The sequence below is a fragment of the Methylocystis sp. IM3 genome (assembly GCF_038070105.1).
Taxonomy (GTDB): Bacteria; Pseudomonadota; Alphaproteobacteria; order Rhizobiales; family Beijerinckiaceae; genus Methylocystis.
Window position 1 is genome coordinate 3,393,584 of the sequence record NZ_JBBPBZ010000002.1, and the last position, 14,338, is coordinate 3,407,921.

The following is a 14,338-nucleotide window of genomic DNA, read 5'->3' on the forward strand; positions in this document are numbered from 1 at the left end:
TGAGAGCTTTGACGACGCCTTACCAGCGATAATGCGAGAAGGCGCGGTTGGCTTCCGCCATGCGATGCGTGTCTTCGCGCTTCTTCACCGCGGCGCCGCGGTTGTTGGAGGCGTCGAGCAGTTCGGCCGACAGACGGTCGACCATGGTCTTGTCGTTGCGGGCGCGGGCCGCGGTGATGATCCAGCGGATCGCCAACGCCTGACGGCGCTCTGTGCGCACTTCGACCGGCACCTGATAGGTGGCGCCGCCGACGCGACGGGAACGGACCTCGATCGCCGGCGCGACATTGTCGAGCGCCTGCTTGAAGACCGCCAGCGGATCGCTCTTGGCCTTGACCTCGACCTGGTCGAGCGCGCCGTAGACGATCGCCTCGGCGACCGATTTCTTGCCGTCGTACATGATCGAGTTCATGAACTTCGCGAGCACCACGTCGCCAAACTTGGCGTCCTCGATGACCTCGCGCTTTTCCGCCCGGTGACGTCTCGACATGACCTGATCTCTCTTTTTCACCGTGACGGCCGAATCTGTGCCGGCCATCCGCTGATCTTGTTTCCCTTAGAGCCCCGAGCCGCGTCACGCGCCCGGGGCGACCCTTGCTACGCTCGGGTCACTTCGGACGCTTCGCGCCATATTTCGAACGGCGCTGCTTGCGGTCCTTGACGCCCTGCGTGTCGAGCACGCCGCGCAGAATGTGGTAGCGCACGCCGGGAAGATCCTTGACGCGGCCGCCGCGGATCATGACCACCGAATGCTCCTGAAGGTTGTGACCTTCGCCCGGAATGTAGCCGATCACCTCGAAGCCGTTGGTCAGACGCACCTTGGCGACCTTACGAAGGGCCGAGTTCGGCTTCTTCGGCGTCGTCGTATAGACGCGGGTGCACACGCCGCGCTTCTGCGGGCAGGCGCCGAGATGGCGGGCCTTCTCGCGATACGTCTTCGGGTGACGCGGCTTGCGGATCAACTGGCTGATCGTCGGCATCAAAAAGTCCTTCGCTTCGCTCTAATCGCGAATGGCGGATGTTCGGGTTGACCCGCTGGCGCGTCGGTTCAAAGACGCGCAAACGAGCGAAGCGCCGATGGCCGCAAAGCCAAGGCGCTTCTAACGCAGAGGACCCCAAGCATGGCCCGGGATCGTGCCTTCCTGTCCGACGCCGCAAGGCGACGGCATGATTACCAATCCGGCGGGGCCGGCATTACTTGGCGGTCACAGGCAAGGCGACAGCGTTTAAGTTCGGAAGGTCGCGAGCGCGGCGCTCACCGACGGCGTGAACTTACGGCCTGTCGAAAGTGGGCGGAACCTAATCTCGCCTTCGCGAGGCGTCAAGCGAAGATTGTGCGTGCGCCAGGAAAAATTAGGCAAAAAAAAAGGCGCGTCGATTGCCGGCCTCTTTTGCGTGCGTCGCCGCTTGGAACAAGCAGTCAAAAACAAGTGGTCAAAATAAAGAAAACGCGAGCGCCGCCGCTCGGGAGAGGCAGCCTGGCGTTGGCGACGACGCCCGCCCCAGTGACGAGACCGGGGGCCGAGAAGTCGCGTTCAGCGCGGGACGGACAGTTTCACGCGGGGAGACAAGGTCGGCCTCGCTTGCGCTCTTTGGTCGCAGAGACCAAGGACTCGGTTCCTTTCGCAAAAGCCGGTAGAAAAGGCTTCAGCGGCGCCGACGGCGTCAAATAGGGACTTGATCAAGTAAAGGGAGGAAAGCCGAAAATGAGCCATGTCGCGCATGAGTTGCACGAAGAATTTCCCGAGAAGGCGCAGGCCATTCACGCGCTGAAGGCCGCAAATGCGCATTTCGCGCGCATCGCCGAGGAATATCACACGCTCAACCGCTCGATCCACCGCATGGAGACCAATGTCGAGCCGGTCGACGATTCGACGATCGAGGATCTGAAGAAGAAGCGCCTGTCGCTCAAAGACGAGATCGCCGGCTTCCTCGCGGCGATCTGACGGCCAAAGCCCTTCTGAGGGGCGCGGCGAAGACTGTTTCAGCCGCCGCGCCGCCTTCGCCCGATGAGCGAAGCTTTTGCATGGACGCTTCTCCGAAGCTCGCGCGCTTTGCGCGCCGCCCTCCAACGCCGCCGCTCATTTGACTGCCGCTGATTGGACCGCCGGGATGGCCGGAAGAGACGCCTTTGTCTCGCTCGCGCCCGGGCCTTCCCCGCCTATCGTCATGATTTCGCCTGCTTTCCCGCTTCAAACCGCGATTGGGGTCGCATTGGCGACCGAAAGCGTATATAAGAGTGGCAGGAGGCTGTCGCAGGCAAGCATGCCTCTTTGATGCGCATCAGGCGTTCTTGGCCGATTGAAAGGCCACATTTCAGCCGCGATGGGCCGGGACTTTACGGGCGATGGAAGCTTGAAAGTCGCCGGGCGACATTACCGGCCTCGCGCCCCGATTGAAGCATTCCGGGCGCTTCGAGGCCAAAAAATGTTCCGACGGACAGCCAGCCGCGCTCATCGCCGCCAACAAAGCAAAGGGTGATCATGCCGACCATCGCTCTCGTGGACGACGATCGCAACATTTTGACCTCGGTGTCCATCGCGCTCGAGGGCGAGGGCTACCGCGTGCAGACCTATACCGACGGCGCTCAGGCGCTCGACGGGCTGCGCGCCAATCCGCCGGATCTCGCGATTTTCGACATAAAGATGCCGCGCATGGACGGCATGGAGCTGCTCCGCCGCCTGAGGCAGAAGTCCGATATTCCGGTGATCTTTCTCACCTCCAAGGACGAGGAGATCGACGAGCTTTTCGGCCTCAAGATGGGCGCCGACGACTTCATCCACAAGCCATTCTCCCAGCGTCTCCTGGTGGAGCGCGTGAAGGCGATCCTGCGCCGCGCCAACCCCAAGGAGGCGGCCGCGCAGAAGGAGACGGAGGCCAAGGTTCTCGAGCGCGGCGCGCTGGTGATGGACCCCGAGCGCCACACCTGCACCTGGCGGGGCGATCCCGTCATCCTGACCGTGACCGAATTCCTCATTCTGCAATCGCTCGCCCAGCGTCCCGGCGTGGTCAAGAGCCGCAACGCGCTCATGGACGCGGCCTATGACGACCAGGTCTATGTGGACGACCGCACGATCGACAGCCACATCAAGCGGCTGCGCAAGAAGTTCAAGGTCGTGGATACCGACTTCGAGATGATCGAGACGCTTTACGGCGTCGGCTACCGCTTCAAGGAAGCGTGACGGGACGCCCATGGGCGCATTCGAGAGCGGCGACGTGCTGGCGGAGGACGCGGCGGAGGCTTCGGCCGCCGGCGGGGCCGCGCCGCGGCTGATCGACGCGCCCGTCCGGCCGACGCCGCGCCGGGTTCGGCCGCTCGGCCTGCGCCTGCGCCGCCTGATGCGCACGGCGCAGTCGCATCTCTCCTCATCGCTGACGCGACGCATCGTCGTTCTCAATCTCGGCGGGCTTGTGGCGCTGCTCGGCGGCTTCCTCTATCTCAACCAGTTCCGCGAAGGCCTCATCGACGCGCGCGTGCAAAGCCTGCAGACGCAGGGCGAGATCATCGCCGCCGCGGTCGCCGCCTCCGCGACCGTCGACACCGACGCCATCACCATCGATCCCGAGAAGCTCCTGAAGCTCGCGCCGGGCGAGAGCGCCAGCGCCGGCGAGGGCCAGCTGGCGCTGGAGTTTTCGCTCAACCCCGAGCGCGTCGGGCCGCTGCTGCGCCGCCTCGTCTCGCCGACGCGGCTTCGGGCGCGCATCTACGACCGCGACGGCTATCTCCTGCTCGATTCGCGCTCCGTTTCGGGCCGCAGCAACATTCTGCGTTTCGAGCTGCCGCCCACGGGGCAGACCACGACGATCGACGCGTCGTCTTTCCTGCAAAAGTCGCTTGATTTCCTGCGCCGGCTGACGCGCCGTCCGGAACTGCCGCTCTACGAAGACATCGGCATGGGCAATGGCAGGACCTATCCCGAGGTCGCGAGCGCGCTGGAGGGCCGGGCGCATTCGGTCGTGCGCGCCAACGCCAAGGGCGAGACGATCATTTCCGTCGCCGTGCCGGTCCAGCGGTTCCGCTCCGTGCGCGGCGCCCTTCTGCTCTCCACCATGGGCGGCGACATCGACGCGGTCATCGCCACCGAACGCTGGGGCATCATCCGCATCTTCCTGGTCTCGGCCGGCGTGATGCTGCTCCTGTCGCTCTTCTTCACCAATACGATCACCGAGCCGATGCGCCGCCTGGCCGAAGCGGCCGAGCGGGTGCGCCGGGGCGCGAAGTCGCGCCACGAAATCCCCGATTTTTCGGACCGTCCCGACGAGATCGGACATCTCTCCGCGGCGCTGCGCGACATGACGACCGCGCTCTACAATCGCATCGAGGCGATCGAGCATTTTGCGGCGGATGTCGCCCATGAGCTCAAGAATCCGTTGACCTCGCTGCGCAGCGCCGTCGAGACGCTGCCGATCGCGAAAACGGACTCGGCGCGCGACCGGCTGCTCGCCGTCATCAAGCACGATGTGGGCCGGCTCGACCGGCTGATCAGCGACATTTCCGACGCCTCGCGGCTCGACGCCGAACTCGCCCGCGCCGACATGCAGGACGTCGATCTCTCGAGGGCGCTCATCACCGTCGTCGACGTCGCGCGCGCCATCGAGCGGGGCGACGGCGTCGGCGTGGAGCTGACGATCCGGCAATATCCCAGCGACTCCCCACGCCAACGCTGGCGCGTGCTCGGCAACGATTCGAGGCTCGGCCAAGTGTTCAACAACCTCATCGACAATGCGCGCTCCTTCTCGAAACCGGGCGGCGCCGTGCGCGTGTCGCTGTGGCCGGAGTGCGCCAAGGGCCCGGGCGGCGCCGCGCTCGAGGGCTATGAGATCCTCGTCGACGACGACGGGCCGGGCATTCCCGAGGGCGCTTTCGAGCGCATTTTCGAACGCTTCTACACCGACCGGCCCGAACAGCGTTTCGGCCAGAATTCCGGCCTCGGCCTCGCCATCTCGCGGCAGATCATCGAGGCGCATGGCGGCCGCATCCGCGCGCTCAACCGGACCCTCGCCCATCCCGACGGCACGGACGAACCGGCGCCGGGCGACACAGTTCTCGGCGCGCGTTTCGTCGTCTGGCTTCCGGCGGCGCGATGACCGCCCGGACGGAGTCATATCTCCACGCCAATGCGGTGGCGCTGGGCGAGCGGGGCCTGCTGTTGCGCGGCCCTTCGGGCGTCGGCAAGAGCGCGCTCACCCTTGCATTGATCGCCCGCTTTGCGGCCAGGGGCGCCTTCGCGCGGCTCGTCGGCGACGACAGGGTGCGCGTCGACTCCCAAGACGGCCGGCTCGTCGCCCGCCCCCACCCGGCGATCGAAGGGCTCATCGAAATCCGGGGACTCGGCCTGGCGCGCGTTCCCTTCGAGAGGGCCTGCCGGCTGGACGCCGTCGTCGATATTTCGAACCCCGGCGAAACGCCGCCTCGGCGCCCGGAGGACGCCCAAAGAAGCGTCCTTCTGCGAGACGTCGCCCTGCCGCGTCTTTGCGTTCAGGGCTGCGACGACGTCTCTCTCGAAAGAATTGTCTTTTTCCTTCAGAGCATTAACGCATTTTGAAGCGATATCGCGCTTTTTGCTTGCCAATTCCGCGGCGACGCACAAAATGACGGCCCTGGCGAGCGACCGGCAAAATAGGATTGGGCGGCGCGGCTCAGCTTGTATATGCTGCCGCAGGGGGCGAAAAGCCGTGGCGGGATCGGCGCCAGAACCGCTTCGCGCAGCGCGAGACGTCTTCATGAGTGGTAGGGTCTGATGATCGGAATGGTCTTGGTGACCCATGGCCACCTCGCCACGGAGTTTCGCGCCGCGCTCGAACATGTCGTCGGGCCGCAGAGACAGCTCGTCTCCATTTCCATCGGCCCGGATGACGACATGGAGCGTCGGCGGGCCGATATTCTCGAAGCGATCCACAAGGCCGACAGCGGCGACGGCGTGGTGCTGCTTACCGACATGTTCGGCGGCACGCCGTCCAATCTGGCGATTTCCGTGATGAACGGCGGCAAGGTCGAGGTCCTCGCCGGCGTCAATCTGCCGATGCTGATCAAGCTGGCGTCGGTCCGCGACACGGCCACGCTCGAACAGGCCGTGCTCCAGGCTCAGGACGCCGGGCGGAAATATGTTTATATCGCCAGCCGAGTTCTCAACCCGAAGTGACTTGAATATGACCGAAGCGCAGGAGCGGGGAGCCGAAACGGCCGTCTCCCGCGATCTTCCGATTGTCAACCGCAAGGGCCTGCATGCCCGCGCGACAGCCAAATTCGTGCAGTGCTGCGAGAAATTCGACGCCGAGATCACCGTCGCCAAGGATGGCGAGACCGTCGGCGGCAGCTCGATCATGGGCATTCTGACTCTTGGCGCCGGCCAGGGCTCGACGATCACGATCACGGCGAGCGGGCCCCAGGCCCGGGAGGCGCTCGACGCCCTCGACGCGCTCGTCGCCAACCGCTTTGGCGAGGACGAGTAAAGGCCGGCGCCGCCGGCGCGGCCCCGCCCAGGCCCGCCCCAGGCCCTCCTCGCTCCCCGCCGCAAGGCCGCGCGCGGCGATCGCCCTCGCGCCGGGCCTTGCGCGGCGCAAGCGGCGCCTGTAATCGCTGATCGAGCGGCAAAACGGCGGGGTCGATGTCGGTCCTCAGAATCTACGCGCGCGTTCTCGGCGAGTTGCGCCCGCAGGCGCGCCTGTCGCTCATCCTGGTCGCCGCCAATCTTTCGTTCGCCATCGCGCAATTCGCCGAGCCGATGCTCTTCGGCCGCATCATCGACCGCATGACGCAGGCGCAGGCGCCTGGGCAGACCCTGACCTGGAGCGATCTGCTGCCGCTCCTTCTCGCCTGGGCGGGCTTCGGCCTGTTTTCGATCGGCGGCGCCATCCTCGTCGGGCTCAATGCCGACCGCCTCGCCCATCGCCGCCGCCTGGCCCTTCTGTCCGACTATTTCGAGCATGTGCTCAATCTTCCGCTGACCTTCCACACGGGCGTCCATTCGGGGCGGCTGCTGAAGACGATGCTCGACGGCTCCTCGGCCATGTTCGGCCTGTGGCTGTCGTTCTTTCGTGAAAACTGCGCCTCCTTCGTCGCGCTCTTCATCCTTCTGCCGGCGACCCTCTTCCTCAACTGGCGGCTGGGCGGCCTGCTCATGCTGCTCGTCGCCGTCTTCTACATGGCGACGAGCTATGTGCTGCGCCGGACGGAGGCGCTTCAGGGCGCGGTCGAGCGCCACAATTCCTCGCTCGCCGAGCGCGCCTCGGATGCGCTCGGCAACATTCCCGTGGTGCAGAGCTTCACGCGCATCGAGAGCGAATCGCATGCGCTGAGGCGCATCATCGACGATCTTCTGGCCGCGCAGATGCCGGTGCTCTCCTGGTGGGCGCTCGTGGCCGTGGCGAGCCGCGCCTCGGCGACGCTGACCATCCTGTCGATCTTCCTGCTCGGAACCTGGCTGCATCTCAAAGGCATGGCGTCGATCGGCGAGATCGTCACCTTCACCAACTTCGCCACCATGCTGATCGGGCGGCTCGAGCAGGTCGTCGGCTTCGTCAATGTGCTTTTCCTGCAATCGGCGAAGATCGGCGATTTCTTCGCCGTGCTCGACACGCAGCCCGCTGTCGCCGACCGGCCGGACGCGCGCGACGCCGGGCGCCTGACCGGCGCGGTCGCCTTCGAGAAGGTGACCTACTCCTATGACGGCCGCCGCAAGGCGGTGAAGAATGTCAGCTTCCAGGCCAAGCCCGGCCAGACGATCGCTCTCGTCGGCGCGACGGGGTCGGGCAAATCCACGACGCTCGGCCTGCTCCACCGCGTCTTCGACCCCGACGAGGGCGCCGTGAAGATCGACGGCGTCGACATCCGCGAGTTCACGCTCTCCTCGCTTCGCCGCAACATCGGCGTCGTCTTTCAGGAGCCGATGCTCTTCGCCCGCACGATCGAGGAAAACCTGCGCATCGGCGACCCGGACGCGACCGAGGCCGAAATGGCGCGGGCGCTGGAGCTGGCTCAGGCCTCGGAATTCGTCTCGCGCCAGAGCGACGGCCGCGAGACGCTCGTCGGCGAGCGCGGCCGCTCGCTTTCGGGCGGCGAACGACAGCGCCTCTCCATCGCCCGCGCCCTGCTCAAGGACCCGCCGATCCTCGTCTTCGACGAAGCCACCTCGGCGCTCGACGCGACGACCGAGCGCCAGATTCAGAAGGCGCTGGAGGCGGCGACGAGAGGCCGCACCACCTTCGTCATCGCGCATCGCCTCGCCACCGTGCGCAACGCCGATCACATTCTGGTCTTCGATCAGGGCGAGATCGTCGAAGCAGGCTCCTTCGACGCCCTCGTGGCGAAGGGCGGTCGCTTCGCGACGCTGGCGGCGGCGCAATTCATGACCGAGCCATCGACGACCGCCGCCGCCGGTCTCGAGGGGCTCCGGGAGCCGACCGCGCCGCAGGCGCGGGCGGGTTAGCGGCTGCGACAATGCGCTGCGCCTTTCCTGGAAGGAATGTAAGAAAGGCAAATTGACCACGAGGCTTGCCGCTCCGTAAATTCCGCGCCAAGCGCCCGAGCGGCGTTCTGGTCGAGAAATGAGCGGCTTATGCCAAAGATCGCACGCCCGGCGCGTTTCGCGTCAACCCTTCTGGCATCCTTCCTCGCCTTCGGCGCGCAGGCGCTGGAGGCCCCGCAAATCGCCTCCGAGGAGGCGGGCCTCACGCCACTCGAACGGCTCGGCAAGCGCATTTTCGAGGACAAGACCCTTTCGCGCCCGGCCGGCGTCGCCTGCGCCTCCTGCCACGACGCCGCGACCGCCTTTCAGGGGTCCAACGGCTCGCCCGTTCCCGCCGTGGCGCGCGGATCGAAACCGGAGTCGCTCGGCCGGCGCAATACGCCCACGATCATGTACTCCTCCTTCGCCCCGCCCTTCGGCTTCGTGGACGAGAAGGACGAAGAAACCGGAAAGGTCGAAAAGATTCCCGCCGGCGGGCAGTTCCTCGACGGGCGGGCGGGCGACCTTCTCGCGCAGTTCGAGGGTCCGCTGCTCGATCCCCTCGAAATGAACGCGCCTTCGAAACGCTTCGCCGTGGAGGCGATCCGCGACGGCGCCTATGCGCCGCTCGCCCGAGAGGTCTACGGCGACAAGATCTTCGACAATCCCGACGCCGCTTTCGAGAAACTCGCCCAGGCGGTCGTCGCCTATGAGTCGAGCGCGCGCTTTCACCCTTTCGCCTCGAAATTCGACGATTTTCTGCGCGGCGACGCAAAACTGACGCCGATCGAGCAAAGAGGCTTCGCCCTGTTCAAGGACCCGAAGAAAGGCAATTGCCTCGCCTGTCACGCCGGCAAGGAAGACTCCCGCAATCCGCAGGACTGGCTCTTCACCGATTACACCTATGACGCGCTGGGCGCGCCGAAGAACGCCGCCATTGCGGCGACGGCCAATGCGCCCGATCTCGGCCTGTGCAAGCGCCCTGGCCTCGAGAAGATCGCCCCGGCCGGGTTCGACCCCGCGAGCGTCTGCGGGGCCTTCAAGGTGCCGACGCTGCGCAACGTCGCCGTGACCGGGCCCTATCTGCACAATGGCGTCTTCGGGAAACTCCGCGATGTCGTGGCCTTCTACGCCACGCGGGACACGGACCCCGCCCGCTGGTATGGCAAGGCCGCGAAATTCGACGATCTGCCGGCCGAGTATCGCAACAACGTCAATACGCAGGAAGCGCCCTACGACCGCAAGCCGGGCCAAAAGCCGCGCCTCTCCGAAAAAGACATCGACGCGCTCGTTGCGTTCCTCGAGACGCTGACGGACAGGCCGAGGCCCTGATCAGCCGCCGGCGAGCCCGTAGCGGGCGAGCGTCGCGCGCAACGGCCCCTCGGGCCTCTTGCCGCTCGTGAAGACCGCGCGCGCCTCGCCGCGGCCGGCGACCGGCGCGTCGAAGCCGCAGTCTCGCAGGACCTGGTCGGCGCGCCGGGCGATGGCGGGGGCCGGGTCGATCCAGTCCACCGGCCAGGGCGCAAGACGCCGGAAGTCCTCGACGAGCAGCGGATAATGCGTGCAGGCGAGGACGACCGCGTCCGAGCGGGCGCCGCCGACCTCCTGAAAGCAGGGCGCGATCTCGGCGGCGATGTCTTCGTCGCAAACCCCCTGCCCCTGCATCTGGCTTTCCGCGATGCGCGCCAGCGTCGCCGAGCCAACGAGCGTGACGCGGCAATGGGCGGCGAATTGCGAGATGAGGTTTTGCGTATAGTCGCGCGCGACCGTGCCGGGCGTCCCGAGCACGGAAATGAGATGCGAGCGCGAATGCTCCGCGGCGGGCTTGATCGCCGGCACCGTGCCGACGAAGGGCAGCCGCGGCCAATGGTCGCGCAGGACGGGGAGCACCAGCGTCGAGGCGGTGTTGCAGGCGATCACCACGATGTCGGGCGCGTGGCGGGCGATCAGCGTCTCCATCACCCCGACGACACGGCGGACGAGATCCGCCTCCTTCCAGGAGCCATAGGGAAAGCCCGCGTCGTCGGCGCAATAGACAAAGTCGGCGTCCGGCCGCAGCCTGACGATCTGCGCAAAGACCGTGAGGCCGCCAAGGCCGGAGTCGAAGACGAGAATTCTGGGCCGCCGGGTCATTGCTTCCGTCTGAAAGGAGCGCGATTCGCGCGCGTGAGGCGATAGGACGTGTTTTCGCCCGCAAGATCAACGCGCCAAAAGCTCGGCGGGCTTCGGCGTGGACGTGGCCATCCTGCCGCGGTGGTTGTAAGAAGGGCGGAGCGTCAACCTTTCCTGCATGGAACTCCGATGAAGAAACGCCTCTCGAGCCTGCTTCTGGTAGCCTCTTTGGCCCTTTCCGACGTTACGGCTCATGCCTGCACGCGCATTGTCTACGACACGGGAGACGCGTCCCATATCGTCGGGCGCACCATGGACTGGATGGAGGACCCCGGCACGGATCTCTGGGCTTTCCCGCGCGGCATGAGCCGGGACGGCTCCGCGGGACAGGGTTCGCTCAAATGGACCTCCAAACACGGCTCGGTGATCAGCTCCTTCTATAATCTCGCGACAGTCGACGGCATCAATGACGCGGGGCTCGTCGCCAATGTGCTCTATCTCGTCGAAGCCGATTACGGGGACACGGCCGGCTCCAGGAAACCCAAGCTCTCCATCGGCGCCTGGGCGCAGTATGTTCTCGACACTTACGCGACGGTCGCCGACGCCGTGGCGGCGCTGAAGAAGGAGCCTTTCGTTCTTGTCGCGCCCGATCTGCCGAACGGCCACAAGGCCGCCGGCCATCTCTCGCTCGCCGACGCCTCGGGCGACAGCGCGATTTTCGAATATATCGGCGGCAAGCTCGTCGTCCATCACGGGCCGCAATATCGGGTCATGACCAATTCGCCGCCCTATGACCAGCAGCTCGCGATCAACGCCTATTGGAAGACAGTGGGCGGGCTGGAGTTCCTGCCCGGCACGGCCCGCGCCTCCGACCGCTTTGCCCGGATGAGCTGGAATCTCGACGCCGCGCCGAAGGAAAAGGACCCGCGCCTCGCGACCGCGACAGTCTTCTCGCTGATTCGCGCGATTTCCGTTCCGCTCGGCATCACCGACCCGAAGGAGCCCAACATCGCCTCGACGATCTGGCGCACGGTCTCGGACACGAAAGCCAGGCGCTATTATTTCGAATCCGCCTACAGCCCGTCGATCTTCTGGGTCGATCTCGACAGGCTGAAGCTCGACGCCGGGGCCAAGCCCATGAAGCTCGATCTGACGGGGCATCCGATCCTGTCCGATGACGTCTCGGACAAATTCGCGCCGGCAGAACCCTTCAAATTCATCGGCCATTGAACGGGGGGAGAGGGCGCCGGAACGCGCGCGACGGCTTTTCCTTGCCCTCCCCCGCCCATCGGGTGTATAAGGACCCAAATTCCATCTCATACCGATCATCCATAAGGTGATCGCCGTTGAGAGTGGGGCCCGGCCGGGACCCGCTCTTTTTTGTTTGGCTCACCCGAACGAGAGGCTCCGACAGCTTGACCGAACACGCCGCCCCCCTCGACGCCGCCCTCGACGAGCCTCGCCTCGTCGCCGAGACGGGCGTCGCCGCGCGCGTGGCGCATCTCGCCGAGCCGGTGCTCGCGCAGCTCGGCTTCCGCCTCGTGCGCGTCAGGCTCATGCAACAGAACGGCCAGACGCTGCAGATCATGGCGGAGCGCCCGGACGGAACCATGACCATCGACGATTGCGAGGCGGCGAGCCAGGCGCTCTCGCCGGAGCTCGACGTCGCCGACGTCATTTCCGGCGAATATCGCCTCGAACTGTCGTCGCCCGGCGTCGACCGGCCGCTCGTGCGCGTCTCCGACTTCGCCCGCGCCATCGGCCACGAGGCCCGCGTCGAGCTGACGCATCCCGTGGAGTCGGGCCGCAAGCGGTTCCGCGGGCTCATCAGGGGCGTCGAGGGCGAAGGCCGCGACGCCAAGGTTTCGGTCGAACGCACGGACGCGCGCTCGGACGAGGAGAAGCTCGTTGTCCTGCCGCTCGCCGATCTCGACGAGGGCAAGCTGATGCTGACCGAGGCGCTCATCCGCGAGTCGCTGCGCGCCGGCAAGATGCAGCAGGCCGCCGGCGAGGACGAGGCTCCAGCCGAAGCGGACGAACGCCCCCGCCGCGGGCCGGGTCGTTTCCGCGGCCCGCAAAAAGATCAGAAAAACAAGGCCAAGCCGCTGGTCCCCGCCGGCGTGCAGACGCATTTCAAGAAAGGTCCGGGGCCGGCAAGGCCCCGCGCCCCCCGCTCCGAGGGAGAGTGAGCCATGGCCGTCAGCGCCAACAGACTCGAGATTTTGCAGATCGCCGACGCCGTCGCGCGCGAAAAATCGATTGATCGCAGCATCGTGATCGCCTCCATGGAGGATGCGCTGCAAAAGGCGGCGCGTTCGCGCTATGGCCAGGAAACCGAAGTGCGCGCCGAGATCAACCCGCGCACCGGCGAGGTGCGTTTCTCGCGTCTGCTGCTCGTTGTCGACAGGGTCGAGAACGAGGCCACGCAGATTGCGATCGAGGACGCCCGCAAGCGCAATCCCGCGGCGCAGGCCGGCGACTGGATTTCCGAGACCCTGCCACCCTTCGACTTCGGCCGCATCGCGGCGCAGTCGGCCAAGCAGATCATCGTACAGAAGGTGCGCGAGGCCGAGCGCGACCGCCAGTACGAGGAATACAAGGACCGTATCGGCGAGATCGTCAACGGCGTGGTCAAGCGCGTCGAATATGGCAATGTCATCATCGATCTCGGCCGCGGCGAGGGCGTCATCCGCCGCGACGAGATGATCCCGCGCGAAATGTTCCGCCCCGGCGACCGCGTGCGCGCCTATGTCTACGACGTGCGCCGAGAACAGCGCGGGCCGCAGATCTTCCTGTCGCGCACCCATCCGCAGTTCATGGCGAAACTCTTCAAGCAGGAAGTGCCGGAGATCTACGACGGCGTGATCGAGGTGAAGTCGGTCGCCCGCGATCCGGGCTCCCGCGCCAAGATCGCAGTGATCTCGCGCGACTCCTCCATCGATCCCGTCGGCGCCTGCGTCGGCATGCGCGGCTCGCGCGTGCAGGCCGTCGTGCAGGAATTGCAGGGCGAGCGCATCGACATCATACCCTGGTCAGCGGACGCCGCGACCTTCATCGTCAATGCGCTCCAGCCTGCCGAAGTGGTGAAAGTGGTCCTCGACGAGGATTCCGCGCGCATCGAGGTGGTGGTGCCAGACGATCAGCTGTCGCTCGCCATCGGCCGCCGCGGCCAGAATGTGCGCCTCGCCTCGCAGCTCACCGGCTGGGACATCGACATTCTGACGGAAGCCGAGGAATCCGAGCGCCGCCAGAGAGAGTTCGAGGAGCGCACCCGCGTCTTCATGAACGCGATCGACGTCGACGAGGTCGTCGGCCGACTGCTGGCGTCGGAAGGTTTCCGCTCCGTCGAGGAGCTTGCTTACGTCGAATTGCCCGAACTCGCCACGATCGAAGGCTTCGACGAGGAGACGGCGGGCGAAATCCAGGCGCGCGCGCTCAATTATCTCGAACGGCTGGAGGCGGAGAACGAGGCCCGCCGCGTGGCCCTTGGCGTCTCCGACGAATTGCGCGAGATCGAGGGGCTGACCACGGCGATGATGGTAAGGCTCGGCGAGAACGACGTGAAGACCATGGACGATTTCGCCGGCTGCGTGCCGGACGATCTCGTCGGCTGGACCGAGAAGAAGGATGGCGAGACCGTCAAACACGAAGGCTTTTTCGACGGAATCGATCTGTCGCGCGAAGAGGCCGAGGCGATGATCATGGCCGCGCGCGTCAGCGCGGGCTGGATCGAGTCTCCGGTCGAGGCGGTCGAGACAACCGCGGCGGAGGGCGAATAG

Annotated in this window: 15 protein-coding genes; 11 read left to right on the top strand and 4 right to left on the bottom strand. The window is 66.0% G+C overall.

Annotated elements, in window-relative coordinates:
• Positions 1–19: 19 nt before the first annotated feature.
• The gene (rpsG, locus tag WOC76_RS18550) at positions 20–490 is read right to left on the bottom strand and encodes a 30S ribosomal protein S7 (RefSeq protein ID WP_341108724.1); all 471 of its coding nucleotides are present in this window, start codon (positions 488–490) and stop codon (positions 20–22) included.
• 118 nt (positions 491–608) lie between these two features.
• Entirely contained in the window at positions 609–980 is a 372-nt protein-coding gene (rpsL, locus tag WOC76_RS18555) for a 30S ribosomal protein S12 (protein ID WP_026015930.1), read from the bottom strand.
• A gap of 726 nt (positions 981–1,706) precedes the next feature.
• On the opposite strand from rpsL, the gene WOC76_RS18560 reads away from it, so the two are divergent.
• Positions 1,707–1,946, top strand: a complete 240-nt coding sequence (locus tag WOC76_RS18560) for a YdcH family protein (RefSeq protein WP_341104676.1) — start codon at positions 1,707–1,709, stop codon at positions 1,944–1,946.
• A 392-nt stretch (positions 1,947–2,338) separates the two neighbouring features.
• On the opposite strand, the gene WOC76_RS18565 is transcribed toward WOC76_RS18560, so the two are convergent.
• The gene (locus tag WOC76_RS18565) at positions 2,339–2,494 is read right to left on the bottom strand and encodes a hypothetical protein (RefSeq protein WP_341389325.1); all 156 of its coding nucleotides are present in this window, start codon (positions 2,492–2,494) and stop codon (positions 2,339–2,341) included.
• Here WOC76_RS18565 and WOC76_RS18570 point away from each other — a divergent pair.
• The 7 genes from WOC76_RS18570 (at position 2,484) to WOC76_RS18600 (ending at position 9,779) form a co-directional block, all read left to right on the top strand.
• A complete protein-coding gene (locus WOC76_RS18570; protein WP_341104675.1) occupies positions 2,484–3,182 on the top strand; it encodes a response regulator transcription factor in 699 nt (232 codons plus the stop codon). The genes WOC76_RS18565 and WOC76_RS18570 overlap by 11 nt on opposite strands.
• Positions 3,183–3,192: 10 nt before the next feature.
• Complete coding sequence (locus WOC76_RS18575) at positions 3,193–5,088, top strand: stimulus-sensing domain-containing protein (RefSeq protein ID WP_341389327.1); 1,896 nt, start codon at positions 3,193–3,195, stop codon at positions 5,086–5,088.
• A complete protein-coding gene (locus WOC76_RS18580) occupies positions 5,085–5,546 on the top strand; it encodes an HPr kinase/phosphorylase (RefSeq protein WP_341104674.1) in 462 nt (153 codons plus the stop codon). The genes WOC76_RS18575 and WOC76_RS18580 overlap by 4 nt, the downstream gene beginning before the upstream one ends.
• A gap of 195 nt (positions 5,547–5,741) precedes the next feature.
• A complete protein-coding gene (locus WOC76_RS18585) occupies positions 5,742–6,143 on the top strand; it encodes a PTS sugar transporter subunit IIA (protein ID WP_341104673.1) in 402 nt (133 codons plus the stop codon).
• Positions 6,144–6,150: 7 nt separating this feature from the next.
• Complete coding sequence (locus WOC76_RS18590) at positions 6,151–6,453, top strand: HPr family phosphocarrier protein (protein WP_341104672.1); 303 nt, start codon at positions 6,151–6,153, stop codon at positions 6,451–6,453.
• Between the two features lie 155 nt (positions 6,454–6,608).
• Entirely contained in the window at positions 6,609–8,429 is a 1,821-nt protein-coding gene (locus tag WOC76_RS18595) for a glucan ABC transporter ATP-binding protein/ permease (RefSeq protein WP_341104671.1), read from the top strand.
• 129 nt (positions 8,430–8,558) lie between these two features.
• The gene (locus WOC76_RS18600) at positions 8,559–9,779 is read left to right on the top strand and encodes a cytochrome-c peroxidase (RefSeq protein ID WP_341104669.1); all 1,221 of its coding nucleotides are present in this window, start codon (positions 8,559–8,561) and stop codon (positions 9,777–9,779) included.
• Here the strand turns inward: WOC76_RS18600 and murI are convergent, their stop codons facing one another.
• Positions 9,780–10,580: a glutamate racemase gene (gene murI, locus WOC76_RS18605; RefSeq protein ID WP_341104668.1), complete on the bottom strand. Its 801-nt coding sequence runs from the start codon at positions 10,578–10,580 to the stop codon at positions 9,780–9,782. It abuts the gene before it with no gap.
• Positions 10,581–10,748: 168 nt separating this feature from the next.
• Here murI and WOC76_RS18610 point away from each other — a divergent pair, with 168 nt between their 5' ends.
• From WOC76_RS18610 to nusA, 3 genes are all read left to right on the top strand, one after another.
• Complete coding sequence (locus WOC76_RS18610; protein WP_341104666.1) at positions 10,749–11,789, top strand: linear amide C-N hydrolase; 1,041 nt, start codon at positions 10,749–10,751, stop codon at positions 11,787–11,789.
• A 185-nt stretch (positions 11,790–11,974) separates the two neighbouring features.
• Positions 11,975–12,748, top strand: a complete 774-nt coding sequence (gene rimP, locus WOC76_RS18615) for a ribosome maturation factor RimP (protein WP_341431531.1) — start codon at positions 11,975–11,977, stop codon at positions 12,746–12,748.
• Positions 12,749–12,751: 3 nt separating this feature from the next.
• The gene (gene nusA, locus WOC76_RS18620) at positions 12,752–14,338 is read left to right on the top strand and encodes a transcription termination factor NusA (protein ID WP_341104663.1); all 1,587 of its coding nucleotides are present in this window, start codon (positions 12,752–12,754) and stop codon (positions 14,336–14,338) included.